The organism is Burkholderia anthinoferrum, from assembly GCF_002925705.1.
Classification (GTDB): Bacteria; Pseudomonadota; Gammaproteobacteria; order Burkholderiales; family Burkholderiaceae; genus Burkholderia; species Burkholderia semiarida.
Window position 1 is genome coordinate 143,622 of record NZ_LFZP01000045.1, and the last position, 24,266, is coordinate 167,887.

The 24,266-nt window shown below is 67.6% G+C and carries 19 protein-coding genes, 1 pseudogene and 1 riboswitch; of the genes and pseudogenes, 5 read left to right on the forward strand and 15 right to left on the reverse strand.

Annotated features, from left to right (window positions below; all coding sequences use genetic code 11):
- Positions 1-8: 8 nt before the first annotated feature.
- The 10 genes from C5F75_RS17190 to C5F75_RS17235 all read right to left on the reverse strand — a co-directional run bounded on the left by C5F75_RS17190 (position 9) and on the right by C5F75_RS17235 (position 7,616).
- Positions 9-284: an STAS domain-containing protein gene (locus C5F75_RS17190; protein ID WP_099316008.1), complete on the reverse strand. Its 276-nt coding sequence runs from the start codon at positions 282-284 to the stop codon at positions 9-11.
- Positions 281-910 carry an MlaC/ttg2D family ABC transporter substrate-binding protein gene (locus C5F75_RS17195; RefSeq protein ID WP_059577402.1) on the reverse strand — a complete coding sequence of 210 codons (630 nt, stop codon included), beginning with the start codon at positions 908-910 and terminating at the stop codon, positions 281-283. Before C5F75_RS17195 ends, C5F75_RS17190 begins: the two co-directional genes overlap by 4 nt.
- Positions 911-1,021: 111 nt before the next feature.
- Complete coding sequence (locus C5F75_RS17200; RefSeq protein WP_059640236.1) at positions 1,022-1,984, reverse strand: MlaA family lipoprotein; 963 nt, start codon at positions 1,982-1,984, stop codon at positions 1,022-1,024.
- 32 nt (positions 1,985-2,016) lie between these two features.
- The gene (mlaD, locus tag C5F75_RS17205) at positions 2,017-2,577 is read right to left on the reverse strand and encodes an outer membrane lipid asymmetry maintenance protein MlaD (RefSeq protein ID WP_059577270.1); all 561 of its coding nucleotides are present in this window, start codon (positions 2,575-2,577) and stop codon (positions 2,017-2,019) included.
- Positions 2,578-2,601: 24 nt separating this feature from the next.
- Complete coding sequence (gene mlaE / locus C5F75_RS17210; protein ID WP_050013133.1) at positions 2,602-3,369, reverse strand: lipid asymmetry maintenance ABC transporter permease subunit MlaE; 768 nt, start codon at positions 3,367-3,369, stop codon at positions 2,602-2,604.
- Positions 3,366-4,187: an ABC transporter ATP-binding protein gene (locus tag C5F75_RS17215; protein ID WP_006477138.1), complete on the reverse strand. Its 822-nt coding sequence runs from the start codon at positions 4,185-4,187 to the stop codon at positions 3,366-3,368. The genes mlaE and C5F75_RS17215 overlap by 4 nt, the downstream gene beginning before the upstream one ends.
- An 84-nt stretch (positions 4,188-4,271) precedes the next feature.
- The gene (thiE, locus tag C5F75_RS17220) at positions 4,272-5,399 is read right to left on the reverse strand and encodes a thiamine phosphate synthase (protein ID WP_104012476.1); all 1,128 of its coding nucleotides are present in this window, start codon (positions 5,397-5,399) and stop codon (positions 4,272-4,274) included.
- Positions 5,396-6,211 (reverse strand): thiazole synthase, encoded by an 816-nt coding sequence (locus C5F75_RS17225; protein WP_059577272.1) that lies wholly within the window; start codon positions 6,209-6,211, stop codon positions 5,396-5,398. The genes thiE and C5F75_RS17225 overlap by 4 nt, the downstream gene beginning before the upstream one ends.
- 38 nt (positions 6,212-6,249) lie before the next feature.
- Positions 6,250-6,447 (reverse strand): sulfur carrier protein ThiS, encoded by a 198-nt coding sequence (gene thiS / locus C5F75_RS17230; protein WP_027783340.1) that lies wholly within the window; start codon positions 6,445-6,447, stop codon positions 6,250-6,252.
- Between the two features lie 32 nt (positions 6,448-6,479).
- Positions 6,480-7,616 carry an FAD-dependent oxidoreductase gene (locus C5F75_RS17235; RefSeq protein ID WP_104012477.1) on the reverse strand — a complete coding sequence of 379 codons (1,137 nt, stop codon included), beginning with the start codon at positions 7,614-7,616 and terminating at the stop codon, positions 6,480-6,482.
- A gap of 225 nt (positions 7,617-7,841) precedes the next feature.
- Positions 7,842-7,965: riboswitch (TPP riboswitch) on the reverse strand.
- A gap of 271 nt (positions 7,966-8,236) precedes the next feature.
- On the opposite strand from C5F75_RS17235, the gene C5F75_RS17245 reads away from it, so the two are divergent.
- The 4 genes and pseudogenes from C5F75_RS17245 (at position 8,237) to C5F75_RS17260 (ending at position 13,477) form a co-directional block, all read left to right on the forward strand.
- Entirely contained in the window at positions 8,237-10,006 is a 1,770-nt protein-coding gene (locus C5F75_RS17245) for an ABC transporter ATP-binding protein/permease (protein WP_059577278.1), read from the forward strand.
- Positions 10,003-10,779 (forward strand): SDR family NAD(P)-dependent oxidoreductase, encoded by a 777-nt coding sequence (locus C5F75_RS17250; protein WP_104012478.1) that lies wholly within the window; start codon positions 10,003-10,005, stop codon positions 10,777-10,779. The genes C5F75_RS17245 and C5F75_RS17250 overlap by 4 nt, the downstream gene beginning before the upstream one ends.
- Before the next feature lie 126 nt (positions 10,780-10,905).
- A complete protein-coding gene (locus C5F75_RS17255) occupies positions 10,906-12,168 on the forward strand; it encodes an MFS transporter (RefSeq protein ID WP_104012479.1) in 1,263 nt (420 codons plus the stop codon).
- A 25-nt stretch (positions 12,169-12,193) separates the two neighbouring features.
- Positions 12,194-13,477: pseudogene (locus tag C5F75_RS17260) on the forward strand (D-amino acid dehydrogenase).
- A 100-nt stretch (positions 13,478-13,577) separates the two neighbouring features.
- Here C5F75_RS17260 and thpR read toward each other — a convergent pair.
- The 5 genes from thpR to C5F75_RS17290 all read right to left on the reverse strand — a co-directional run bounded on the left by thpR (position 13,578) and on the right by C5F75_RS17290 (position 23,197).
- Positions 13,578-14,144 carry an RNA 2',3'-cyclic phosphodiesterase gene (gene thpR, locus C5F75_RS17265; RefSeq protein ID WP_059577289.1) on the reverse strand — a complete coding sequence of 189 codons (567 nt, stop codon included), beginning with the start codon at positions 14,142-14,144 and terminating at the stop codon, positions 13,578-13,580.
- Positions 14,141-15,631, reverse strand: a complete 1,491-nt coding sequence (locus tag C5F75_RS17270) for an alanine/glycine:cation symporter family protein (protein ID WP_059577291.1) — start codon at positions 15,629-15,631, stop codon at positions 14,141-14,143. The genes thpR and C5F75_RS17270 overlap by 4 nt, the downstream gene beginning before the upstream one ends.
- Positions 15,632-15,939: 308 nt before the next feature.
- The gene (locus tag C5F75_RS17275) at positions 15,940-17,406 is read right to left on the reverse strand and encodes a glutamate synthase subunit beta (protein WP_104012480.1); all 1,467 of its coding nucleotides are present in this window, start codon (positions 17,404-17,406) and stop codon (positions 15,940-15,942) included.
- A gap of 85 nt (positions 17,407-17,491) precedes the next feature.
- Positions 17,492-22,195 (reverse strand): glutamate synthase-related protein, encoded by a 4,704-nt coding sequence (locus C5F75_RS17280; protein ID WP_104012481.1) that lies wholly within the window; start codon positions 22,193-22,195, stop codon positions 17,492-17,494.
- 288 nt (positions 22,196-22,483) lie between these two features.
- Complete coding sequence (locus C5F75_RS17290) at positions 22,484-23,197, reverse strand: transposase (protein WP_027783329.1); 714 nt, start codon at positions 23,195-23,197, stop codon at positions 22,484-22,486.
- Positions 23,198-23,390: 193 nt separating this feature from the next.
- Here C5F75_RS17290 and C5F75_RS17295 point away from each other — a divergent pair, with 193 nt between their 5' ends.
- Entirely contained in the window at positions 23,391-24,122 is a 732-nt protein-coding gene (locus C5F75_RS17295) for an OmpW/AlkL family protein (protein WP_059577302.1), read from the forward strand.
- Positions 24,123-24,266: the final 144 nt, after the last annotated feature.

Consider the following 24,266-nt stretch of genomic DNA (forward strand, 5'->3'; position numbering starts at 1 on the left):
GGACAGGGTCAATGTCGCCCGGCGCCTTCGATGAGCGCGTCGACGCCGTAGGCGCGCGCGAGGCTGGCGAGCTTCGGAGGGAGATTGAGGATGTCGAGGGCCACGCCGCGCGCCTTGGCGGCACGTTGCCATGCGAGCAGCACGGCGAGCGCGGACGAGTCGAACTGCGCGAGCGCCGCGCAATCGACGGCGGTCGCGCCCGCGCCGATGCGCGCAAGACCGTCCGCGAGCGCGGACTTCGCGCTCGCGACGGTCAGCGAGGAGCCGGCTTCGAAGCCGCTCACGACGCCTGCTTGCCCGCGGCAAGCTCCTGGTTGCGCTGCGTCAGGAACTTGATCAGGCCGTCCACGCCGCTTTGCTGGATCTTCTCGTTGAACTGCTGCTGGTACGTCTGGATCAGCCATGCGCCGAGCACGTTCAGGTCGTACACCTTCCAGCCGTTCGCCGTCTTGTACAGGCGGTAATCGATCTGGACCGGCTGGCCGTTGTTCATCGCGACCGTCTTGACCACCACGTCGGTATCGGCCGGATCGGCGCGGAACGGCGGGTACTGGATCTGCTGGTCGGGCTTCAGTTGCGCGAGTGCGCCCGAATACGTGCGGATCAGCAGCAGCTTGAACTGCTCCTGAACCTGCTGCTGCTGCTCGGCCGTCGCCGTGCGCCAGTTGCGGCCCATCGCGAGCTGCGTCGTGCGGCGGAAATCGGTGTACGGCAGGATGTCCTTGTTGACGATCGAGATGATGCGGTTGGTGTCGCCCTGCTTGATCGTCTGCTGCTTGACTTCGTCGAGGACCTGCTGCGTCGCCGTCTTGATCAGCGCTTGCGGGTTCGACTGGTCGACTTGCGCGTGAGCTGCGCCGCCGAACGAGAACAGCGCCGCGAAAACGGGGATCAGGAACAGTTTTTTCATCATAGTGGCCTGCATGAATGAGTCGATGCGAAGGTTGGAGCAGGTAGCTTACGCGCAAGTTCGCCTACGCTACCGACTGAATCGTTTCCGGCTGTAACGAATGTAAGCCCGTCAGTGCAGCCGGATGCTCGGGAACCGGAGCCCGCCCGGCGACGGCGGCGCCACCTGCATCGCCGGTACGTTCGTCTCGCTGGCCGGGTTCGGCGCTTCGGCCGTGCCCGAGGCCGGCGCGGCAACCGCCGCGCCCGATGCGCCCGCCGGCGCCGCCCCGCCCACCGCCGCCGCGCCCGCCGTACCGGCCGCGCCGGCTGCCGCCGGTGCCGCGCCGTCTTCCGGCAAGTCGTACTTCGGCAGCGCGTCGTTGCTCGACGTCGCGGCGGCCTCGCCGCGCGCGTTGCTGATCAGCATCTGGCGGCGCTGCAGATACGCATTGCGCACGAACGAATACTTGTCGAGCGCCGCGGCATCCAGCACGTCGCCCGCGCCGAGCAGGTTCGCGCGCGTGTTGACGAGGTTCACGCCGAACAGGCCCCAGCTCAGGCCGTCCGGCTTCACGTAGGTGAGCGGGTTGCCGACGTAGTCGACGCCGAGGCCGGCCGTGTCGCGCAGCGTGCTCGGGCCGAGCAGCGGCAGCACGAGGTACGGGCCCGACGGCATGCCGTAGCGGCCCATCGTGATCCCGAAGTCGGCCGTGTGCTTCGGCAGCTTCGCGATCGTCGCGACGTCGAACAGGCCGCCGACGCCGAACACCGTGTTGATCACGACGCGCATGATGTCGCCGACGCCGTCGGCGATCCGCAACTGCACGATGTTGTTCGCCGCGATGTAGACGTCGCCGATGTTCGAGAAGAAGTTCGTCACGCTGTCACGCACCGGCTGCGGCACCACGTACTGGTAACCCTTCGCGACCGGCTTCAGCGCGTACGTGTCGACCGTGTCGTTGAACTTGTACATCGTCCGGTTGAAGCCTTCGAGCGGATCGCCCTTGGTCGGCGTCTGCACGGTCGCGCAGCCGCTCAACGCGGCGACTGCCGCAACCGCCAGCGCGGCGTGCCTGATGCGGATCGTGTGCATGGTCATTACCCTCTTGTCTTTCTCTCGTGTGGTTATTGGGCTGCAGCGCCGGACACCGCGGACGCCGGCACCGCCACCGGCGCGGGCGCGGCGGGCGCCGCCGGTGCCCCGGCTGCCGGCTTCGCGCCGCCCGCGTCGGCGGCCTTGCTGTACAGGAACTGGCCGATCAGGTTCTCGAGCACGATCGCCGATTGCGTCATCGTGATGGTATCGCCGGCCTTCAGCATTTCGGTGTCGCCGCCCGGATCGAGGCCGATATATTGCTCGCCGAGCAGGCCGGACGTCAGGATCTTCGCCGACGAATCCTTCGGGAATTGATACTGACCGTCGACGTCGATCGTGACGACCGCCTGGTAGGTGTTGGTATCGAACCCGATCGACTTCACGCGGCCGACCACGACGCCCGCGCTCTTCACGGCCGCGCGCGGCTTCAGACCGCCGATGTTGTCGAATTTCATTCTCACCGAGTAGGTCGGCTGAAACGACAGCGAGCTCATGTTGCCGACCTTCAGCGCCAGGAACAGCACCGCGAGGAAGCCCACCACCACGAACAGGCCGACCCAGAAGTCGAGAGCAGTCTTTTTCATCGTCATCCCAAAATTTGGCTTGGCTGAGGCTTAGCTGAACATCAGCGCGGTCAGCAGGAAATCGAGGCCGAGTACGGCGAGCGACGCGAACACGACCGTCTTGGTGGTCGCGCGCGACACGCCTTCGGGCGTGGGCTTCGCTTCATACCCTTGAAACAGTGCAATGAAGGTCACGGCGAACCCGAACACGATGCTCTTGATCACGCCGTTGCCGACGTCGGCCCACACCTGGACCCCGCCCTGCATCTGCGACCAGAACGCGCCCGGATCGACGCCGATCAGCACGACGCCGACGAAGTAACCGCCGAGCACGCCGACCGCGTTGAAGATCGCGGCCAGCAGCGGCATCGCGATGATGCCGGCCCACATGCGCGGCGCGATCACGTTCTTGATCGGGTCGACCGCCATCATCTCGAGCGCGGTAAGTTGCTCGCCGGCCTTCATCAGGCCGATCTCGGCCGTGAGCGACGTGCCCGCGCGGCCCGCGAACAGCAGCGCGGTGACGACCGGCCCGAGCTCGCGCACGAGCGACAGCGCGACCAGCAGGCCGAGCGCCTGCTCGGAACCGTAGCGGTTCAGCGTGTAATACCCCTGCAGGCCGAGCACGAAGCCGACGAACAGCCCCGACACGGCGATGATCACGAACGAATAGTTGCCGAGGAAGTGGATCTGCTTCGTGACGAGCCGCGGCCGGCGCAGCAGCGGGAAGAATTCCAGCACGAGGCGCACGAACAGGCGCGTGCCGTAGCCCGCCCGCTCGAGGCCGCCGATGACGTAACGTCCGATCGCGCTGATCATGCGCGCCCTCCGCCGAGCCCGAAATCCGCTGCCAGCGGCGGGCTCGTGTAATGAAATTTGAACGGGCCGTCCGGCGCGCCGTCGATGAATTGCCGCACGCTCGGATCGGTCGACGCGCGCAGCTCGTCGGGCGTGCCCTGCGCGAGCACGCCGCCATTGGCCAGAAAATACACGTAGTCGGCGATCGCGAACGATTCCGGCACGTCATGCGTGACGAGGATCGACGTCGCGCCGAGCGCCTGGTTCAGCGTGCGGATCAGGTTCGCGGTGATGCCGAGCGAGATCGGATCGAGGCCCGCGAACGGCTCGTCGTACATGATGAGCTGCGGATCGAGCGCGATCGCGCGCGCCAGCGCGATGCGGCGCGCCATCCCGCCCGACACCTCGGACGGCATCAGGTCGCGCGCGCCGCGCAGCCCGACCGCGTTGAGCTTCATCAGCACGAGGTCGCGGATCAGGTCTTCGGGCAGGTCGGTATGCTCGCGCAGCGCGAACGCGACGTTCTCGAACACCGACATGTCGGTAAACAGCGCGCCGAACTGGAACAGCATGCCCATCTTGCGGCGCAGCGCGTACAGGCCGTCGCGCGTTTGCGCGCCGACGTCGGCGCCGTCGAACAGCACCTGGCCGCGGCGCGCACGCACGAGGCCGCCGATCAGGCGCAGCACGGTGGTCTTGCCGCAACCCGAGCCGCCCATGACCGCGACGACCTGCCCGCGCCCGAAGCGCAGGTTCAGGTTGGACAGGACGAGGCGGTCGCCATAGCCGAAGTCGACGTCGCGAAGTTCCAGCAGGGTCTCGGTAGGAGTGGGGCTCACGGAGCTGACAGTCCTTTTACGCAGAACGCCGAATTATAGGGCCTGCATTGGAATGATGTCGTGACGCCGTTCCGGGCCCTGCGGTCAATGATTGTCAAATTGTCCGGCAAAGCACTGCTGCAGTGCAATAAGCGCCGTCCGATAATCGGCCGCGCCCGTGACCGCGCTGACCACCGCGACGCCGCCGACGCCCGTGCCCAGCACGGCCGGCAGCGTGTCGAGCCCGACCCCGCCGATCGCGACGAGCGGCGCGCGCGCCCGGGCGAAGCGCGCGTAGCGGGCAATCCGCGCGAGGCCCTGCGGCGGCGCGGCGACGGCCTTCGTCGCGGTCGCGTACACGGGGCCGAGCGCGAGATAGCTCGGCCGCGCGTGCAGCGCGCGCAACATCTCATAATAACCGTGGCTCGAAAGTCCGAGCCGCAGGCCCGCGCGCGCGATCGCGGCCAGGTCGGCCGTTTCGAGGTCCTCCTGGCCGAGATGGACGCCGTACGCGCCTTCTTCTACTGCGATCTGCCAGTGATCGTTGATGAACACGCGCGCATCGGGATAGCGGCGCCCCGCCGCGACCGCGCGCGCGATTTCCCGGCGCAGCGCGTCCGGCGCCGCATCCTTCACGCGCAATTGCACGGTTCGCGCGCCGCCGTCGAGCACGCGCTCGACCCATGCGGCGCTCGGCACGACCGGATAGAGGCCGAGCCGCGCGGGGCACGGCGCGAACGCCGGTTCCGGCGCAGGCGGCAGCCCGGCGACACGCGGGAATCGCGCGGCATCGACCGGCCATGCGTCGGCGGCGCGCGTCTCGTCGCCGTCACGCCACGCCAGCGCGAGCACCAGCGCGTCGACCGGCGCGAAGCCGCAATCGAGGAACGCGGCGAGCGCCGCGATCCAGTCGTCCGCGAGCGGATGCGCGGCGTCGAGCGCGTAGCGCACGCCGGCCGCATGCAGCACGGCGCCGCCCTCGTCGAATTCGATCGCCACCGCGTCCGGCGACGCAGGCCGCGACACGGCCGACGCACGCGCCTGCGCGGCACGGTCGCCCGCCGACACGATCAGCACGTCGCCGTCGGCCGGCACGTCGGGCGCCGCCACGCAGAGCCGCCACGGCGCCGCGCCACCCTCCGGCCAGTCGCCGAGCCGTGCGCGAATCCGCTCGGCCGCTTCGGCCAGTTCGTCGGCGGGCGGCCAGAACGCATCGGCGAAGCGCGCGCTCATGCGCCGCCCCCGTCCTGGTGCCAGAACGGCATCCCGACGACCGGCGTGCTCGCGTGCGCGGTCTCGCGCGCATCCATCGGGCCGGCGAGATACGCGGCGCGGCCCGCCTCGACGCCCTGCGCGAACGCGCGCGCCATGATTTCCGGGTGCGTGGCCTGCGACACGGCCGTATTCAGCAGCACGCCGTCGAAGCCCCACTCCATCACCTGACACGCGTGCGACGGCACGCCGAGCCCCGCGTCGACGATCAGCGGCACGTCCGGCAGCCGTTCGCGCAGCACGCGCAGACCGTACGGATTCACGACGCCCTTGCCGGTGCCGATCGGCGCGCCCCACGGCATCAGCGCCTCGCAGCCGACGTCGAGCAGGCGCCGGCCGATCACGAGATCCTCGGTGCAGTACGGCAGCACCTTGAAGCCGTCCTTGACCAGTTGCGCCGCGGCTTCGATCAGCCCGACCGGGTCGGGCTGCAGCGTGTAGTCGTCGCCGATCAGTTCGAGCTTGATCCAGTCGGTATCGAATACCTCGCGCGCCATGTGCGCGGTGGTCACCGCTTCGGCGACGGTCTGGCAGCCGGCCGTGTTCGGCAGCAGCGGCACCGCGTGGCGCTTGAGCAGGTCGAAGAAGCCGGCTTCGGCCGTGCCGCCCGTCATCTGCCGGCGCAGCGCGACCGTCACCATTCCGGGGCGCGACGCGGCGATCGAATCGGACAGCGACTGCAGCGACGGATAGCGCGACGTGCCGAGCAGCACGCGGCTTGCGAAGGTTACGCCGTACAGCGTGAGCGCGTCGGCGGAGGTGGGGGACGTCATGTCGTTTTCCTGGAAGAGCGGGGACGAACCGGCGGCGCTCAGCCGCCCGCGACGGGGTGCACGACGTCGAGCTTGTCGCCCGCCGCGAGCGCGCGCGCCGCATGCTGCGTGCGCGCGACGAAGTTGCCGTTCAGCGCGACCGCGTACGGCGGACGCGCGCCGTACGCGGCCAATGCGTCGGCCACCGTCGCGCCGTCGGGCAGCGTCAGGGTCTGTTGATTGATCTGGATATCCATGAGGCTCGGTCGGATTCGGTCGGCGGCGCGCGTCAGGCCGGCTGGCGCGCGTCGTTACGGTGATGAAGCAGGGTCGGCCAGCGGGCGGCGGCGCGCCACGCGGCGAACGCGTCGGGATCGCCGAGCGCGCCGCCGAGCGCGGCCTGCGCGAACGCGACGGCCGCCTGCGCGACTTCCGGCGCGATCATGAAGCCATGCCGGTACAGGCCGTTGACGGCGAGCGTCGACGCGCCGTCCCAGATCACGGCCGGGCGATGATCGGGCAGCGTCGGCCGGCATTGCGCGTTGAGTTCGAGGATGCGTGCCTCGCCGAACGCCGGATGCACGGAAAACGCCGCGCTCAGCAGTTCGAGCGCGGAACGCACGCTGACGGGCGACATGTCCTCGCCCTCCACCTCGGTCGCGCCGATCACATAGAGATCGTCCTGCTTCGGCGCGACGTACAGCGGATAGCGTGGATGCAGCAGCCGCACGGGCCGCGTGAGCCCGATGCCGGGCGCATGCACGCGCGCGACCTCGCCGCGGATGCCGCGCAGCGCCGGCAGCGCGGGTTTCGCGCCGAGCCCGCGGCAATCGATCGTGAAATGCGCGGCGGGCGGGTTCGTGTCGTCGACCGACGCGTGCCAGTGCGTTTCGACGCCGCGCTGCGCGAGGCCCGCCGCCAGCGCGCGCAGCGCCTGACGGTTGTCGAGCTGGCCTTCGCGCGGCAGCAGCAGCCCGCGTGCGAAGCGGCCCGCGAGCGCGGGTTCGGCCGCGTCGACCTGCGCACCGGCCAGCGTCACGAAGCCGCCATCGAACAGCTCGGCCGGCGCGTTCGCACGCACGCGCCGCTCGAACAGCGGCGCCTCCGCGCGGTCGGCCTGATGCCAGACGACGAGCGTGCCGTGATGCTGGAAGAAGACGGGGTCGGGCAGTTCCGCTAGCCACTGCGGCCAGCGCGCGAGCGACGCGGCGCCGAGCTCGGTGATCAGCAGCTCCGCGCTCGCGGCTTCCGCGAGCGGGGCGAGCATCGCGGCCGCGACCCACGCGGCCGACTGCTCGCCGTCCGGGCCGCCGCGCTCGTAGAGCGCGACGCGAAGGCCGTCGCCGGCGAGCCGCCATGCGATCAGGCGGCCGACGAGGCCGCCGCCGAGCACCGCGAAATCGGGCCGTGCGTCCCGGACGTTCATCGCCCGCCCTCCGCGCGCTCACGCGCGACGAACGTCGACGCGTGCGCGCCGCCGCATGCGAACGCACGCGACATCGGGCCGGGAACCGGGCAAAAGACTGAAGATTGTGCGGTCATCATTCCTTCCGTAACGCGCAATGCGCGTACCCAAAAGGACGAAACCGGCAGCAAAGGCCGGCCGGGCGGGACTCGGGCGCTGACCATGTGGGATGGCGGCCAGCGCGGCCCGGCGGGATCAGAAACTTCCCTCGCCGGTATTACCCGGATCGGGTGCGAAGGGTCTTTCTCAGCCTCGCCGCGCTGCCCGGAACATCCGCCGGCTGCGTCACGAAGCACCCCTGTTTCGTCGTCGGCCATTAGACCATAAAAGCGGAAAGCGCCGCAAACTGTCCCCGTTGCGGCAAATTCGCCGGCGTGTTGCGCCGCTCTGGCACAATGCCCGCAGGCCGGCCGCGCGAGCGGCCGGTTGCCGCGTCACCGCCGGTTTTTAAGTGCCGTTTAAGACGCACGGGCGACCATCCGGACGCCCGCCGTCAGTCGGCGCCGCGCCCCGGCATGCCGTATCGCGGCGCGCGCCCCGGTTTCACCCGGCCCGCGCGCCGGCTCATCATCAGGAAGCACATGACCCAATCGATCGATCCCGTCCGCTCCGCCTCCGACGCGCCGCAGGACGAGCGCCCGGTATCCGCATGGAGCCTCATCAAGCCCTACTGGGTGTCGTCCGAATGGAAAATCGCGTGGGGGCTGCTGGTCACGATCATCACAATGAACTTCGCGAGCGTATGGCTAAGCGTGCGCTTCAACGGATGGTACGGACGATTCACGAACACATTGCAGGCAAAGGATGCACAGCACTTTCCACATCTGATGCTGGAATTCTGTGCCATCGCGTTTGGCGCCATTATTCTGTTCGTGTTCCGCCGCTATCTGACCCAGATGCTTTCGTTCCGCTGGCGGCAATGGCTCACTAACCGATTCCTCGATGAATGGTTGAATGACCGTGCGTTCTATCGGATCGAGCGGGACCGATTGACCGACAACCCCGACCAGCGCATCACCGATGACCTTCAAGCGTTCGCAACCACTTCGCTCTCGCTGTCGCTTGATCTGTTGTCGACTGTTGCATCGCTTGCGTCATTCACCGTGATCCTGTGGACCCTGGCCGGTCCGCTGACCGTTCCGATCGGTGGTACGTCTATCGTCATTCCGGGCTACATGGTGTGGGTCGCTGCAATATATGCGCTAGTTGGCTCTTACCTAATGCATCGGGCCGGCCATCCGCTTGTGTCGATCAACTACCAGCAACAGCGTGTCGAAGCCGACTTTCGCTTCGGTATGATTCGCGTACGAGAAAACGCCGAACAGATCGCGTTCTATGACGGCGCCGATTTCGAAGGCAATAATGCGCGACAACTTTTCGGTCGAATCCGTGACAACTGGTGGCGACTGATGAAGTACACAATGCGGCTGAACTTCGTGTTGAATTTCTACAGCCAAGTCGCGAATATCTTTCCGTTGATCGCAGCGGCCCCCGCATACTTCGCAGGTGCCTTCTCGTTCGGAACACTGATGCAGATTTCGCAGGCCTTCGGTAGTGTCAGCGACTCGTTTTCGTGGTTCATCAATAGTTACGGCTCGCTCGTCGAATGGCGCGCCACCGTCAACCGTCTGCGCGAATTCAAGCGCGTGATGGGCACGTCGCACCTGAAGGAAAGCCTGTCGCCCGCGACCGAGCACGGCGGCATCAACCTGCACTACATCGACGCCGCGAAGCTGTCCACGTCGTCGCTCAAGCTCGCGCTGCCGAACGGCAACGCGCTCGCCAACATCGGCGACGTCACGATCGAGCCCGGCTCGCGCTGGCTCGTGGTCGGCAAGTCCGGTTCAGGCAAGAGCACGTTCATGCGCGCGCTCGCGGGCCTGTGGCCGTTCGGCGACGGCGCGATCGACGCGCCGGTCGGCGCGCGGATGATGTTCGTGCCGCAAACGAGCTACTTGCCGATCGGCACGCTGAAAGCCGCGCTCACCTACCCGGCGACGCCCGACACGTTCAGCGACGAAGCGTGCCGCGACGCGCTGCGCGCGTGCCGCCTCGAGGATTACGTCGAGCGCCTCGACGAAACCGCGCACTGGACCCGCGTGCTGTCGCCGGGCGAGCAGCAGCGTCTGGCCGGCGCGCGCGTGCTGCTGCACAAGCCCGACTTCCTGTTCCTCGACGAAGCGACCAGCGCGCTCGACGCCGACAACGAAGCGCGCCTCTATCACCTGTTCGCCGAACGGCTGCCGAAGGCAGCGATCGTCAGCATCGCGCACCGCGAGTCGCTCGCCGCGTTCCACGTCGGCACGATCAACGTCGAGCGCGTGAACGACGACGACAAGGTCGCCGCGTGAGCGCACGCGCCGCGCACGTCGCACGGATCGCGCTGATCACCGGCGCAGGTTCGGGGATCGGCGCGGCGCTCGCGCGGCGGCTCGCGGCGCCCGGCGTCGCGCTGGCGCTGCATGCGCGCGGCGCGGACGATGCGGCACGCGCGCGGCTCGCCGACGTCGCCCATGCGTGCACGGCGGCCGGCGCGGAATGCCTGACGCTGACCGGCGATCTCGGCGAGCCGGGTGTTGCCGCCGCGCTCGTCGACGCAGCCGCCACGCGCTTCGGCGGGCTCGATCAACTCGTCGCGAACGCCGGTTTCGCCGCACGGCAATCCTTTTCCGATCTTTCCGCGGGCGCGCTCGCGTCCGCCTTCGCGGCGATGCCCGGCGCATTCTCCGCGCTCGCGGGCCGCGCGCGGCCGCTGCTCGAAGCGTCGGCCGCACCGCGGATCGTCGCGGTCAGTTCGTTCGTCGCGCACCGCTACCGCGCCGATGCGCCGTTCGCGGCCACCGCCGCCGCGAAAGCGGCGCTCGAATCGCTGGTGCGCACCGCGGCCGCCGAATTCGCCGCGCACGGCATCACCGTCAACGCGGTCGCGCCGGGCTTCACGCGCAAGGATCACGGGCCGAGCGCCGGCAACGCCGCCGCGTGGACGCAGGCCGAACAGGCGACGCCGCTCGGCCGGATCGCCGAGCCCGGCGACGTCGCCGCGCTGATCGCGTTCCTGCTGTCGGACGCGGCGCGCCAGATCACCGGCCAGGTCATCCACGTCGATGGCGGCCTGACGCTCTGACGCGTCTTCGTCCTCCTGCTTTTCCGCACGCCCCTGCATCCGCCTTTTTGGCGCGCAAGAACGCGCCCGTAAAATAGCCGCGACGCGGCAGCGCGGGACCAGACGAGGCGACAGGGGGCGGCAAGCATGCAGGCATTCCAGTGGTTCAACGAACTATCGACGCGCGAACGCCGGACGCTGTATGCCGGCTTCGGCGGCTATGCGGTCGATGCGTTCGACTTCATGATCTATTCGTTCCTCATTCCGACGCTGATCGCCACCTGGGGCATGACGAAGAGCGAGGCCGGGATGATCGCGACGAGCTCGCTGATCTCGTCGGCGATCGGCGGCTGGGTCGCCGGCATCCTCGCCGACCGCTACGGCCGCGTGCGCGTGCTGCAGTGGACGATCGCGACGTTCGCGCTGTTCACGTGCCTGTCCGGCTTCACGCATTCGTTCTGGCAGCTCCTTGCGACGCGCACGCTGCAGGGTTTCGGTTTCGGCGGCGAATGGTCGGTCGTGACGATCATGATGGCCGAGACGATCCGCTCGCCCGAGCATCGCGCGAAGGCCGTCGGCACCGTGCAGAGCAGCTGGTCGTTCGGCTGGGGCGCGGCCGCGATCCTCTACTGGGCGTTCTTCGCGCTGCTGCCCGAGCAGGTCGCGTGGCGCGCGTGCTTCTGGATCGGCATCGTGCCCGCGCTGTGGATTCTCTACATCCGCCGCAACGTCAGCGATCCCGACATCTACACGGCCACGCGCCGCGCGCGCGACGAAGGCCGCGTGTCGGGCCATTTCCTCGAGATCTTCTCGCCGCCGCACCTGCGTGCGACGCTGTTCGGCAGCGCGCTGTGCACCGGCATGCTCGGCGGCTACTACGCGATCACGACGTGGCTGCCCACCTATCTCAAAACCGTGCGCCACCTGTCGGTATTCAACACGAGCGGCTATCTGGTCGTGCTGATCGTCGGTTCGTTCGTCGGCTACGTGGTCGGCGCGATCCTGTCCGACCGGCTCGGCCGCCGCGCGTCGTTCATCCTGTTCGCGGTCGGCTCGTTCTCGCTCGGCATGGCGTACACGATGCTGCCGATCACCGATACCGCGATGCTGCTGCTCGGCTTCCCGCTCGGCATCGTCGTGCAGGGCATCTTCGCGGGCGTCGGCGCGTATCTGTCGGAGCTGTATCCGGGCGCGATCCGCGGCTCGGGCCAGGGCTTCTGCTACGACCTCGGCCGCGGGCTGGGCTCGTTCTTCCCGATTCTCGTCGGCGCGCTGTCGCAGTCGATGTCGCTCGTGAAGGCGATCGGCCTCGTCGCGGGCGGCGGTTACCTGCTCGTGATCGTCGCGGCGCTCGTGCTGCCGGAAACGCGCGGCAAGTCGCTCGCCGACGATCCGGCCGTCGCGTCGTGAGCCACCGTTTCGTTCCGGACACCGCATGCACGTGATCGTTCTCGGCGCCGGCGTGATCGGCGTCACCACCGCCTGGCACCTGCGCGAAGCAGGCTGCGACGTCACCGTGATCGAACGCGAGGCCGACGTCGCGCAAGCGACGAGCCTCGGCAACGCAGGCGTGATCGCGCCCGGCTACGTGACGCCGTGGGCCGCGCCCGGGATGCCCGGCAAGATCCTCAAATATCTGTTCAAGCCCGCGTCGCCGCTGATCTTCCGGCCGACGCTCGATGCCGCGCAGTGGCGCTGGATCGCGCGCTGGCTGCGCGAATGCGAATTCGAGCGGTTTCGCGTGAACAAGCAGCGGATGCAGCGCATCGCGTATTACAGCCGCGCGTGCCTGCATGCGTTTCGCGAACGTCATCCATTCGACTACGGCGCGAGCCGCGGCTACCTGCAACTGCTGCGCGGCGCGTTCGACGTCGAGATGGCGCAGCCCGCGCTGAAGGTGCTGCGCGACGCCGGCATCGCGTTTCGCGAACTGGATGCCGCCGGCTGCACCGCGATCGAACCGGGCCTGCGCTGAGCGCGGCAGCCGCCCGTCGGCGGTATCTACCTGCCCGACGACGAAGCGGGCGACTGCGCGCGCTTCACGCGCGAATTGCGGGCGCTGTGCGAAGCGAACGGCGTGACGTTCCGGTTTCGCACCGCGATTCGCGCGCTCGATGTCGCGAGCGGCAAGGTGCGCGGCGTGCGGGTCGACTCGCTCGGCCCAGGCGCCGCCGCCCGGCGCGATGCGCTGCTCGCCGCCGACGCGATCGTCGTCGCGCTCGGCGTCGACAGCGCGGGCCTGCTGCGGCCGCACGGCATCGACGTGCCGCTGTATCCGGTGAAGGGCTACTCGGCCACGCTCGCGGTCGTCGACGATGAAAAGGCGCCGTGCGCCGCGCTGATGGACGAATCGCTGAAGACCGCGATCACGCGCTTCGGCCCGACGCTGCGCGTCGCCGGCACCGCGGAGCTCGGCAACCGCCGCGCGGCATTGCGGCAGCAGGCGCTCGATACGCTGATGAAGGTGCTCGACGACTGGTTCCCGCACGCGGCCGATCGCGCGTCGGCGCGTTTCTGGGTCGGCCGCCGGCCGATGACGCCCGACGGCCCGCCGCTGCTCGGCGCGAGCGGAATCGACGGCCTCTGGCTCAACGTCGGCCACGGCTCGACGGGCTGGGCGATGTCGATGGGGTCGGGACAGGTGGTCGCGGATCTCGTCACCGGACGGACGCCGGAGATCGATCTGGCCGGGCTGACGCTCGCGCGCTACGGGCGCTAGCCCGGACCTCGGGCAGCATTGGCGACGCGATGCCGCGACACGCCTGGCTGCGACATCACCGCAAGCGTGACCGGCCCGCGCGAGGCATCGCCGGTCCGGCTCAACCCGCTGCCGCGCCGTCCGCCCGTGCAATCGGCACCGACACGATCGGCCGATGCGACACACCTTCGTGCGACAGCCGGCTTTCGAACAGGGTGAGCGCGTCGAACCGCAACGCGACCGGCCGTTTCACCGCACCGCCGTGCGCCGGCTGCCCGAGCGCATCGTGCGGCAGCCGCGCGAGCGTCACGTGCGGGCGGAACGGCCGCCGGTCGGCCGGCACGCCAAGCTCGCGCAGCGTCGCCGACAGCGCGGCATTCAACGCCGCGCACGCCGGTTCGGCGGCCAGTTCCGCGACGATCAGCCGTGCGCGCGGCAGGCTCGGCCACCACGCGATCCGTTCGACCGGCATCGACGGCAGCGCATGCTCGGCCGCGAGCGCCGGCAAGCAAGCGGCCAGCGCGTCGCACCGCGCCCGTTCGATCGCGCCGACGAACGCGAGCGTCATATGCAATTGCGCAGGCAGCGGGCGCCGCGCGCCACGGGTGACCGGCAACGCGTGCAGCGCGTCGCGCGATGCCGCATCGGGCATCAGCGCGACGAACACGCGCAGCCGGTCGCCGTTCATGACTCGTTCGCCACCGCGCGCGGCGCGCGCGCCACATCGGCCGCCGCCGGACGCTGCGGCAACGGGCCGTGCTCGCCCCACACGTCGGCCGGCAGCACGCGCGCGAGTTCGGGGATCGTGTTGCGCGTGAACACCGGATCGGCGACGCCTGCCGCACGCTGGCGGCGATAGTCGGCCCACGCGGCGTGCGCGTACTTGCCAAGCGCGAGGATCGCGATCAGGTTGATGATCGCCATCAGCCCCATGCTCGTATCGGCCATCGCCCATACGAGCGGCAGTTGCCCGACGCTGCCGAACATCACCATGCCGAGCACGGCGATGCGGAACAGCGGCAGCACGCCGCGCCGCTTCGTGATGAATTCGACGTTGCCTTCCGCATACGCGTAGTTGCCGATCACCGACGAGTACGCGAAGAAGAAGATCGCGAACGCCATGTAGATGCCGCCCCAGTCGCCGACGTGGCCCGCGATCGCGCGCTGCGTGAGCGCCGCGCCTTCCATGCCGGTGCCCAGCTCGTACTGGCCGGACAGCAGGATCACGAACGCGGTCGCGCTGCAGATCACGATCGTGTCGACGAACACGCCGAGCATCTGGATCAGCCCCTGCACGACCGGATGCCGCGTGCTGGCGGTCGCCGCCGCGTTCGGCGCGCTGCCCATGCCGGCTTCGTTCGAGAACAGCCCGCGTTTCACGCCCATCGCGACCGCCTGGCTGACCGCATAGCCCGTCAGGCCGCCCGCCGCCTGCTCGAGGCCGAACGCGCTCTTCACGATCAGCGCGATCACGCCGGGCACCAGCGCGATGTGCGTCGCGACCGCGTAGACCGCGAGCGCGAGGTAGCCGATCGCCATCAGCGGCACGATCACCTGCGCGACCGTCGCGATGCGGCGGATGCCGCCGAAGATGATCGGTGCGGACAGCAGCACGAGGCCGAGGCCGACCGTCTCGCGGCTCCAGCCGAACGACGTATGGAACGCGTCGGCGATCGCATTGGCCTGCACCGCGTTGAACACGAAGCCGAACGCGAGGATCAGCGACAGCGAGAACAGCACGCCGAAGCCGCGCGAGCGCAGGCCCGTCTGGATGTAGTACGCGGGGCCGCCGCGATAACTGCCGTCCGGGTGCGACACCTTGAAGATCTGCGCGAGCGTCGCCTCGACGAACGCGGACGACATCCCGACGAGCGCGGTCATCCACATCCAAAAGATCGCGCCCGGCCCGCCGACCGTCAGCGCGACCGCGACGCCGGCGATGTTGCCGGTGCCGACGCGGCTCGCGAGCCCGGTCGCGAACGCCTGGAACGACGAGATGCTGCCCGGCTCGCCCTTGCTGCCGACCAGCTTCACGCTCAGGAGCAGCGCCTTCAGCTGGATCATCCGGAACCGCAGCGTGAACCACGCGCCCACGCCGAGCAGCAGTGCGATCAGCACGTAGTTCCACAACACGCCGTTGACGGCGTCGATCAGCCCTTGCACGAATGCTTCCATCCAGAATCCTTGTAAATACGGTCAGTCATGTGCGGCGACCGCGCGAATGCGGCCGGAGGGGCAACATGATATGACAGTTTTCAAGGATTATTACAAAATGAAAGAAATTGAGATGACGAAAAATCGACGCCGGATGTCATCAGATTAGGCGACGCTATGGGCAAATGGCGAGGAGGGCCGGCATCGCGGACAAGCGCGCGGCCGGCCTCGGAAGCTGAAGAACATCGGCCCCGCCATGCGCAGACCATAAAAAAAACCGGGCGCCCTCTCGGACGCCCGGCTTTCACGAAACCCGCTCGCGCTTCGACTCAGCGCGGCAGTTCCGAATGCCCCATCAGGTACGCATCGACCGAGCGCGCGCACTGGCGGCCTTCGCGGATCGCCCAGACCACGAGCGACTGGCCGCGACGCATGTCGCCTGCCGCGAACACCTTGTCGACCGACGTGTAGTACGAACGATCGCCTTCGGTCGCCGCGCGCGCATTGCCGCGCGCATCCTTCGCGACGCCGAACGCGTCGAGCACCGGCGCCGCCGGCTGCGTGAAGCCCATCGCGAGCAGCACGAGGTCGGCCTTCATCTCGAACTCGGAACCCGGCACTTCCTGCATCTTGCCGTCCTTCCACTCGACGCGCACCGCGATCAGCTTCTCGACCTTGCCGTTCCTGCCTTCGAGACGCTTCGTCGCGACCGCCCAGTCGCGCTCGCAGCCTTCCTCGTGCGACGACGACGTGCGCAGCTTGATCGGCCAGTACGGCCACACGAGCGGCTTGTTTTCCTCTTCCGGCGGCTGCGGCAGCAGCTCGAACTGCGTGACCTGCTTCGCGCCGTGACGGTTCGACGTGCCGACGCAGTCCGAACCCGTATCGCCGCCGCCGATCACGATCACGTGCTTGCCCTTCGCCAGCAACTGGTCGGGGAGCTTGTCGCCTGCGTTCACGCGGTTCTGCTGCGGCAGGAAGTCCATCGCGAAATGCACGCCCGCGAGCTCGCGGCCCGGCACCGGCAGGTCGCGCGGCGTTTCCGAACCGCCGGCGATCACGACCGCGTCGAATTCTTCCTTCAGCGTGTCCGGCGAAATGGTTTCCTTCGCGAGGCTGCCGATCGACTCGGGCAGCGGATCCTTGCCGATGAACACGCTGGTGCGGAACGTCACGCCTTCCGCCTCCATCTGACGCATGCGGCGGTCGATCAGCCACTTCTCGAGCTTGAAGTCGGGAATCCCGTAACGCAGCAGGCCGCCGATGCGATCGTTCTTCTCGAACACCGTCACGTCGTGACCGGCACGCGCGAGCTGCTGCGCGGCGGCGAGGCCCGCAGGGCCCGAACCGACGACCGCGACCTTCTTGCCCGTCTTGTGCGCGGCCGGCTGCGGCTTCACCCAGCCTTCCGCCCAGGCCTTGTCGATGATCGCGTGCTCGATCGACTTGATGCCGACCGGATCGTTGTTGATCCCAAGCGTACACGCCGCTTCGCACGGCGCCGGGCAGATGCGGCCCGTGAACTCCGGGAAGTTGTTGGTCGAGTGCAGGACTTCGATCGCCTGCTGCCAGTCCTGGCGGTAAACGAGATCGTTGAAGTCCGGGATGATGTTGTTGACCGGGCAGCCGTTGTTGCAGAACGGGATGCCGCAATCCATGCAGCGCGCGCCCTGGACCTTCGCGTCCGCGTCGGTCAGTGCCGCGACGAATTCCTTGTAGTGCTTCACGCGCGTGAGCGGTGCTTCGTACGCCTCGTGGCGGCGTTCGAACTCCAGAAAACCGGTTGCCTTGCCCATAAGGTGCTCTTCTGTTCGGTGTATCGGGTGGGGGAGCCGCGCGCGGCCGTCAGGCGCGCGCGGCATTCGCTATGTCGTTCGTCGCTCAGGCGGCCAGCACTTCCTTCGCCGCCTTCTTCGCACCGATCTCGCCCAGCGCGCGCTTGTATTCGTGCGGGAACACCTTCACGAACTGGCGGCGCGCCGCGTCCCAGTTTTCCAGCAGCGACTTCGCGCGCGGCGAACCCGTGAACTGGAAATGACGCTCGACGAGCCCCTTGAGCAGCGCTTCGTCGGTCGTGCCTGCGTGCCAGAGCGCGCGGTCGACCGTGCGCTCCTGCTCGGCCTGCTGCAGCACCGGCTCGAGCGCGACCATCGACTTGTTGCACTTCGCCGCGAACGTGCCTTCCGGATCGTAGATGTACGCGAGGCCGCCCGACATGCCGGCCGCGAAGTTGCGCCCCGTCTCGCCGAGCACGACGACCGTGCCGCCCGTCATGTATTCGCAGCCGTGGTCGCCCGTGCCTTCGACGACCGCCGTCGCGCCCGAGTTGCGCACGCAGAAGCGCTCGCCGGCCACGCCGCGGAAGAAGGCTTCGCCTTCGATCGCGCCGTACATCACCGTGTTGCCGCAGATGATGTTTTCCTCGGACTTGCCGCGGAAGTCGTTGGTCGGACGGATAATGATCCGGCCGCCCGACAGGCCCTTGCCGACGTAGTCGTTGCCGTCGCCGACGAGGTCGAGCGTCACGCCCTTCGCGAGGAACGCGCCGAAGCTCTGGCCGGCCGTGCCCTTCAGCTGGATGTGCACCGCGTCATCGGCCAGGCCGTCGTGGCCGTGCTTCTTCGCGATCACGCCCGACAGCATCGCGCCGACCGTCCGGTTCACGTTGCGCACCGGCTGGATGAACGACACATGCTCGCCGTTCTCGATCGCGGCCTTCGCCTTCTCGATCAGCACGTGGTCGAGCGCGCGCTCGAGGCCGTGATCCTGCACGTCGACGTGACGCGGCGCGACGTCCTCGCACTCTTCCGGCTGGTAGAACACGCGCGAGAAGTCGAGGCCCTTCGCCTTCCAGTGCTCGATGCCCTTGCGCGTATCGAGCAGGTCGGCGCGGCCGATCAGGTCGTCGAACTTCGCGATGCCGAGCTGCGCCATGATCTCGCGCACTTCCTCGGCGACGAAGAAGAAGTAGTTCACGACGTGCTCGGGCTGGCCCTTGAACTTCGCACGCAGCACCGGGTCCTGCGTCGCGACGCCGACCGGGCACGTGTTCAGGTGGCACTTGCGCATCATGATGCAGCCCTCGACGACGAGCGGCGCCGTCGCGAAGCCGAATTCGTCCGCGCCGAGCAGCGCGCCGATCACGACGTCGCGGCCCGTCTTCATCTGGCCGTCGGCCTGCACGCGGATGCGGCCGCGCAGGCGGTTCAGCACCAGCGTCTGCTGCGTTTCGGCGAGGCCGAGTTCCCACGGCGTGCCCGCGTGCTTGACCGACGACAGCGGCGATGCGCCCGTGCCGCCGTCATGGCCGGCGATCACGACGTGATCGGCCTTTGCCTTCGCGACGCCGGCCGCGACCGTGCCCACGCCCACTTCCGACACGAGCTTCACGGAGATGCTCGCGCTCGGGTTCACGTTCTTCAGGTCGTGGATCAGTTGCGCCAGATCCTCGATCGAGTAGATGTCGTGGTGCGGGGGCGGCGAGATCAGGCCGACACCCGGCACCGAGTAACGCAGCTTGCCGATGTATTCGGACACCTTGTGGCCCGGCAGCTGGCCGCCTTCGCCCGGCTTCGCGCCCTGCGCCATCTTGATCTGGATCTGGTCGGCCGATGCGAGGTACTCGGCGGTGACGCCGAAGCGGCCCGACGCGACCTGCTTGATCTTCGAGCGCAGCGAATCGCCGTCCTTCAGCGGAATGTCGCTGACGATCTCGTCGCCGATCACCGACTTCAGCGTCTCGCCCGCCTTGATCGGAATGCCGCGCAGTTCGTTGCGATAGCGCTTTTCGTCCTCGCCGCCTTCGCCGGTGTTCGACTTGCCGCCGATCCGGTTCATCGCGACCGCGAGCGTCGCGTGCGCTTCGGTGCTGATCGAACCGAGCGACATCGCGCCCGTCGCGAAGCGCTTGACGATCTCCTTCGCCGGCTCGACGTTTTCGATCGGGATCGCCCTGGTCGGCTCGACCTTGAACTCGAACAGGCCGCGGAACGTCATGTGACGCTTGGTCTGGTCGTTGATCAGGTGCGCGTATTCCTTGTACGTCTGGTACGAGTTGCTGCGCGTCGCGTGCTGCAGCTTCGCGATCGAATCCGGCGTCCACATGTGGTCTTCGCCGCGCACGCGGTACGCGTACTCGCCGCCCGCGTCGAGCATGTCGCGCAGCACCGGGTTGTCGCCGAATGCGTCGCGGTGCAGGCGGATCGCCTCTTCCGCGACTTCGAACAGGCCGATGCCACCGACCTTCGACGCCGTGCCCTTGAAGTACTTCTCGACGAGGTCGCTCGACAGGCCAAGGGCTTCGAAGATCTGCGCGCCCGTGTACGACATGTACGTCGAGATGCCCATCTTCGACATCACCTTCTGCAGGCCCTTGCCGACCGCCTTCGTGAAGTTGTAGACGGCCTTCTCCGGCGACAGGTCGCCCGGCAGCCCCTCGGCCATCTTCGCGAGCGTTTCCATCGCGAGGTACGGGTGCACGGCTTCCGCGCCGTAGCCCGCGAGCAGCGCGAAGTGGTGCGTTTCACGGGCGGAGCCCGTCTCGACGACGAGGCCCGTGCTCGTGCGCAGCCCTTGCTGGACGAGGTGCGTGTGGATCGCCGACGTGGCGAGCAGCGCCGGAATCGCGACGTGCTCGGCATCCGTCTTGCGGTCCGACACGATCAGGATGTTGTAGCCCGACTTCACCGCGTCGACGGCTTCCGCGCACAGCGACGCGAGGCGCGCCTCGATGCCTTCCTTGCCCCACGCGACCGGATAGCAGATGTTCAGCTCGTATGCGCTGAACTTGCCGCCCGTGTACTGGTCGATCGCGCGGATCTTCGCGATGTCCTTGAAGTCGAGCACCGGCTGCGACACTTCGAGCCGCATCGGCGGGTTGATGTTGTTCGTGTCGAGCAGGTTCGGCTTCGGGCCGATGAACGACACGAGCGACATCACCATGTTCTCGCGGATCGGGTCGATCGGCGGGTTCGTCACCTGCGCGAACAGTTGCTTGAAGTAGTGATAGAGCGTCTTGTTCTTGTTCGACATCACCGCGAGCGGCGAGTCGTTGCCCATCGAACCGACGGCTTCCTCGCCCTGCTGCGCCATCGGCGCCATCAGGAACTTCAGGTCTTCCTGCGTGTAGCCGAACGCCTGCTGGCGGTCGAGCAGCGCGGCGCCCTGCGTGCGGCCGGCCGCGACTTCCTCGGCCTTCGGCTCGATCTCGTCGAGCTTGATGCGCACGGCGTCGATCCAGCTCTTGTACGGCTTCGCGTTCGCGAGGTTGTCCTTCAGTTCCTTGTCGTCGATGATGCGGCCGTGTTCCATGTCGATCAGGAACATCTTGCCCGGCTGCAGGCGCCACTTCTTGACGATCTTCGATTCGGGGATCGGCAGCGTGCCGGCTTCCGACGCCATGATGACGAGGTCGTCGTCGGTCACGATGTAGCGCGCCGGGCGCAGGCCGTTACGGTCGAGCGTCGCGCCGATCTGGCGGCCGTCGGTGAATGCGATCGCGGCCGGGCCGTCCCACGGCTCCATCATCGCGGCGTGATATTCGTAGAACGCACGGCGGTTCTCGTCCATCAGCGTGTGCTGTTCCCACGCTTCCGGGATCATCATCATCACCGCGTGCACGAGCGGGTAGCCGGCCATCACCAGCAGCTCGAGACAGTTGTCGAACGAGGCGGTGTCCGACTGGCCCGGGTAGATCAGCGGCCACAGCTTCGGCAGATCGTCGGCGAGCACGTGCGACGCGATCGCGCCGGTACGCGCGTTCAGCCAGTTCACGTTGCCCTTCACGGTGTTGATCTCGCCGTTGTGCGCGATCATCCGGTACGGGTGAGCGAGTTCCCACGCCGGGAACGTGTTGGTCGAGAAGCGCTGGTGCACGAGCGCGAGCGCGGACACGACACGCTCGTCCTGCAGGTCGCGGTAGTACACGCCGACCTGGCCGGCCAGCAGCAGGCCCTTGTAGACGACCGTGCGCGCCGACATCGACGGCACGAAGTATTCCTTGCCGTGCTTGAGCTTCAGCGCCTGGATGCGGTGGCTCGCCGTCTTGCGGATCACGTACAGCTTCCGCTCGAGCGCGTCCGTCACCATGATGTCCTTGCCGCGCCCGATGAAGATCTGGCGGATCAGCGGCTCGCTCGCCTTGACCGTCGGCGAGATCGGCATCGCATGGTCGACCGGCACGTCGCGCCAGCCGAGCACGACCTGGCCTTCGGCCTTCACCGTGCGCTCGAGCTCCTGCTCGCACGCGAGACGCGACGCGTTTTCCTTCGGCAGGAAGATCATCCCGACCCCGTATTCGCCGGCCGGCGGCAGGTCGACGCCCTGCTTCGCCATTTCCTCGCGATAGAACGCGTCCGGAATCTGGATCAGGATGCCCGCGCCGTCGCCCATCAGCGGATCGGCGCCGACCGCGCCGCGGTGATCGAGGTTCTCGAGGATCTTCAGGCCCTGCTGGATGATCTCGTGGCTCTTCTTGCCTTTGATGTGAGCGACGAAACCGACGCCGCAGGCGTCGTGTTCGTTTTGCGGGTCGTACAGACCTTGTGCGGCGGGCACCGCGGCGAGCGGCTGCTGGTGGTCGTTCATGGGGACACCGTCGTAAAGGGGGCCTGGAGGCCGTTGAACCGTTTTCTTGTTGCCGTCGATCCCGCTTCCCGAGGGAGACGGCGCGGCCGACAGTGGTTGGGCAAGCTTCGCCCGGGCCACCGGAATTCGGAATATACGCGACGAATCAAGGGAATAGCAACAAAAACCGCTTGATCGAACCCCAATTAAACCAATGCCTCGATCCGGTGCCGTTTTATTGGGGACGTATCGTTTTGGTGCAAAAAGAAGCGGCGCCCGCAGCGCCGCTCCTGGCCCGCCTTTCCGGCATTACTGCTGGATCGGCGGCGTGTTCTCGCGCACCTTTCTGGGGCGTCCGCGCGGCAACGGCGAGACGCGCCGGTTGGCGGTGCGCGCCGCCCACTCGCGGTAATTCTCGCCGCCGAGCACCCAGCCCTTCAGCGTCGCCTGCTGCAACTGGTCGGCCTGCCGCTCGTCGAGCGGCTGCTCGCACAGCTCCTTGTACGCGCGCTGGCGGTCGAACGGCGTGTTGCCGAGCGCCCAGTAGAGCGGATGGTCGGTGATCAGGCTGTCGACGGTGAGCCCGACGTGATGCCGGTAGCTCGACCAGCGATAGGCCTCGGGCGTCGCGACGAGCTGCGAACGCACCGGGCTCATCTCGACCACGCGGCTCGCGAGCAGGAAATAGCGCTCGCCTTCGATCACCGTCGCGCGATAGCGGCCTTCCCACAGGGTGCCGCGCCGCGAATAGCGCCGGTTGAAATGCGCGACGTAGCGACGGCCGACGGCCTGCATCGCCTTCGGCAGGCTGGCCTCGTCGCTCGGCGTCACGAGCAGTTGCACCTGGCGCGGCAGCAGCACGTAGGCATGCACCGACAGGTGATGATCGCGTGCGGCGGCCTTCAGGCAATCGATGAAGAGTTCGTAGTCCTGGTCGTCGACGAACGCGGGTTGCTGATCCAGGCCGCGCAGTATCACGTGCTGCGGCTGGTCGGGAACGTAGAGTCGTGCTAACCGTGCCATGCTGAATGTCCGTTTGAACGCGTTAGGAAATACCCGGAGGTCCGAAAATGCGCACCTGCGTAGAATGCCTGTCCTGTCAGGGCGCAGAAGCGTACGGTCGTGCGAATCCTAGGGTGAAAACTCTAACTTACGAGCTTGTTTGGTTTTAAACGCAGTCGTCATAATGAGCACGCCTTTGATCGGAGGAGACACAATGAAACGAAAACTGGCCATTACGGGGGCCGCAGCGCTCGCATTCACGTTAGCGGGCGGTCCGGCACACGCACAATCCGCAGGCGATTTCTACGTCAGCACCGGCTGGCTGCACCTTTCGCCGCAGGACAGCAGCGACCCGCTGTTCGTCTATGGCGTAGGCGGCACGCCCATCAACCAGTCGATTCCCAACACCGGCGCCGGCATCAACGACGCCGATACGCTCGGGCTCGCGGCTGGCTACTTCGTCACCGACCATATCTCCACCGAGCTCGTCATGGGGATACCGCCGAAGTTCGACATCACCGGCAAGGGTCAGTTCGAAAGATTCGGCGTGCTCGGCCGTGCGTACCAGTGGAGCCCCGCCGTACTGCTTCGCTACCACTTCAACGACGCCAACGCGAAGTTCCGTCCGTATGTCGGCATCGGCGCGACGTACGTCTGGTTCACCGGCGCGAAGATCACGAACGGCAGCTTCGAGAACGGCGTGCTCGGCGGCCCGACCAGCGCGACGACCAGCAACCAGTGGGCGCCCGTCTTCAACGCCGGCTTCACGTACAACTTCACGAAACACTGGTTCGCCGGCCTGTCGCTCTCGTACATCCCGGTCAGCGTGACCGCGACCTTCACGACGGCCCGCCGCACGCCGGTCGGCACGCTGACGGAAACGTCGAAGGCCCACATCTCGCTGAACCCGATCGTCACGTACCTGAACGTCGGCTATCGCTTCTAAGCGTAGTCGAATATTTGGGGAATGGTTAATCCTGCTGCAATTTGTAGCGGAATTTTCCTGGCGTAACGTCTCCACGATGCAAAACGCCCCGGCGGGCATCCCGCCGGGGCGTCGTTTTTTCGCGTCGGGCACGTTTCGGGCAAG